This is a genomic window from Streptosporangium minutum, from assembly GCF_002149035.1.
Taxonomy (GTDB): Bacteria; Actinomycetota; Actinomycetes; order Streptosporangiales; family Streptosporangiaceae; genus Streptosporangium; species Streptosporangium minutum.
Genome location: NZ_NGFP01000450.1, coordinates 1 through 2929, shown reverse-complemented (window position 1 = coordinate 2929; position 2929 = coordinate 1). Strand labels below are relative to the sequence as shown.

Here is a 2929-nt window from a genome sequence, read left to right as displayed (position 1 = left end):
CTGGAGGAAAGTCCGATGAGTTCCACCTCAGCGGACGCGGGTCCCCCCGCCCCGCCCTCGGCCGGATCCGCCGTGATGAGCGTGCTCCAGCGTCTGGGCCGCTCCCTCATGCTGCCGATCGCGGTCCTGCCGGCCGCGGGCCTGCTGCTCCGGCTCGGCAAGGACGACCTCGTGGGCCGGACCGACAGCCCCCTGCTCGACGACGTCGCCCACGTCCTCGGCATCGCGGGCGGCACGCTCTTCGACAACCTGCCCATCCTGTTCGCGATCGGCGTCGCCATCGGGTTCGCCCGCAAGGCCGACGGCTCCACCGCACTGGCCGCGCTCGTCGGCTACCTGGTCTTCCACGCGGTCAGCATGACCATGTTCTTCAACCTCTTCGACGACCGGCTGAAGGACTCGATCTCCAGCCGGCTGTTCGACCCCGCCAACCCGGGCGTCCCGGAGGTGGCGCTCAACCTCGGGGCGCAGAACCCGACCCGGGTGCTCGGCGGCATCGTCATGGGCCTCGTCTCCGCGCTGCTGTGGCAGCGCTACTACCGCACCAAGCTGCCCACCTGGCTGGCCTTCTTCGGCGGGCGCCGCCTGGTGCCGATCCTCACCGCCTTCGCCGGGCTGGTCCTCGGCGTGTTCTTCGGCTTCATCTGGCCGATCATCGGCAACTGGCTCCGCGCCTTCGGCGCCTGGCTCGCCGAGAACAGCACGATCGGCGCCGGGGTCTACGGCATGGTCAACCGCGCGCTGCTCCCGCTGGGCCTGCACCACATCGTCAACAACGTGGTCTGGACCCAGGTGCCGGAGTGCGTGGTCGACGGCAAGCAGCTCGCCGGCGACCTGGTCTGCTTCAACAACGGCGCCATGGGCTACGGCGGTTTCGAAGCCGGCCTCTACCCGATCCTCATGTTCGGCCTGCCCGCCGCGGCGATCGCCATCTGGCGGGCCGCGCCGCCGCACCGCCGCACCGCGGTCGGCTCGATCATGATCTCCGCCGCGCTCACCGCGTTCCTCACCGGGATCACCGAGCCGATCGAGTTCGCCTTCATCTTCGTGGCCCCGGTCCTGTTCGTGGTGCACATCGTCCTGACCGGCCTCTCCCTGGCGATCGCCTCCGCCCTGGGCGCCAAGCTCGCCTTCAGCTTCTCCTCCGGGCTGATCGACCTCGTCCTGTACGGCACCGCCCCCAACGCCCAGGGCGTCCCGATCATCATCGTGATGGGCCTCGTCTACGCGGCGGTCTACTACACCGTGTTCAGCTTCCTGATCAGGAAGCTGAACATCATGACCCCGGGCCGGGAGCCCGAGCCCGACGTCGACTCCGGCGAGCCCGCCACCGCGCCCCCCGCCAGACCGGCCTGACCCGTCCGGGAACCCAGACGCCCGCGGGATCCCTCCCCGCCGGGACACCGGGGCGGGCGTCCCGCCGTCTCCGGGACCGCGGCGTCCGGCCCCGCGCCCCGCCCCCGGCGCTCCGGCGGCGCGTCGACGACTGTCCGTTCCTGACAGCGGGATCGCGCCCGCGTGGTCGGGAACCGTGTATTCACGGGGCCGGGTGGTAGATACCAAGCATCCCCCTGTACGGCGCGGCACGCAGGGGGTTCGGGGATGGGCACGGCAGCCGTGGAACGCGGCCCTTCGATCGGGTCGTCGGTCTTCGCGATACTCCAGCGCGTCGGGCGCTCGCTGATGATGCCGATCGCGGTACTGCCCGCCGCCGGCCTGCTGCTCAGATTCGGCCAGGAGGACCTCCTCGGCCGGACGGACAACGCCTTCCTCGACCAGGTCGCCGCCGTCTTCGCCGCCGCCGGCGGCGCCCTGTTCGACAACCTGCCACTGCTGTTCGCGGTCGGCGTCGCCATCGGGTTCGCCCGCAAGGCCGACGGCTCCACCGCGCTCGCGGCGGTGGTCGGCTACCTGGTCTTCGACCGGGTCAGCAAGACCCTGTTCTTCACCGCCTCCCCCGCCTCCGAGGTCTACAAGAAGATCGCGCTGAACGTCGTGGGCCCCGACGGACGCCCCATGCCCCTGCTCAACCTCGGCGTGCAGAACCCCACCGGGGTCCTGGGCGGCATCGTCATCGGCATCACCGCCGCCCTGCTCTGGCAGCGCTACTACCGGGTCAAGCTCCCCTCCTGGCTCGCCTTCTTCGGCGGACGACGATCCGTCCCGATCGTCACCGCCGTCGCCGCCCTGCTCCTCGGGGTGATCTTCGGCCTGCTCTGGCGGCCGGTCGGCGACTGGCTGGCCACCGTGGGAGACTGGCTGGCCGCCCACGGCACCGTGGGCGCGGGCGTCTACGGCGTGGCCAACCGCCTGCTCATCCCGATCGGCCTGCACCACTTCCTGAACACGATCGTCTGGTTCACCCTCCCCGAGTGCCGGGCCGGGGTCGACGGAGCGACCAGGAACGCCTCCGGCGACCTGAACTGCTACTTCGCCGGCCAGGACGGGGCCGGGATCTTCATGACCGGCTTCTTCCCGGTGATGATGTTCGGCCTGCTCGGCGCCGCCATCGCGATGTGGCAGGCGGCTCCGCACGGCAAGCGCGCGACCGTCGGCGGCATCATGCTGTCGGCCGGTCTCACCTCGTTCGTGACCGGCATCACCGAGCCGCTGGAGTTCGCCTTCATCTTCGTGGCGCCCGTGCTGTTCGTGGTGCACGCGCTCCTCACCGGACTGTCGATGGCCCTGATGGCCGAGCTGGGGGCCCGGCTCGGGTTCACCTTCTCCGGGGGCGCCATCGACATGCTCCTCAACGCGGGCAAGTCCAACACCCACCGGGTAGGCCTGATCATCGTCTTCGGCCTGATCTACTTCGTCGTCTACTACCTGCTGTTCACCATCCTGATCAGGAAGCTGAACCTGGCCACCCCGGGCCGCGAGCAGGAGGACGCCGACACCCCGCCGGGCACGGCCGCCACCGGCCCCCCAC

At 70.6% G+C, this 2929-nt stretch carries 2 protein-coding genes; both read left to right on the top strand.

All coding sequences use genetic code 11. The features are described 5' to 3' along the window. Window positions 1–15 precede the first annotated feature (15 nt). Window positions 16–1356: a PTS transporter subunit EIIC gene (locus CA984_RS43415; protein ID WP_086579093.1), complete on the top strand. Its 1341-nt coding sequence runs from the start codon at window positions 16–18 to the stop codon at window positions 1354–1356. Between the two features lie 246 nt (window positions 1357–1602). Next, the coding region (locus CA984_RS43410; protein ID WP_086579094.1) for a PTS transporter subunit EIIC at window positions 1603–2929 on the top strand (1327 nt) is incomplete at its 3' end.

Excerpts from the sequence above, each read along its gene's own strand:
- CA984_RS43415 (WP_086579093.1), top strand. The coding sequence starts at position 16 with ATGAGTTCCACCTCAGCGGACGCGGGTCCCCCCGCCCCGCCCTCGGCC.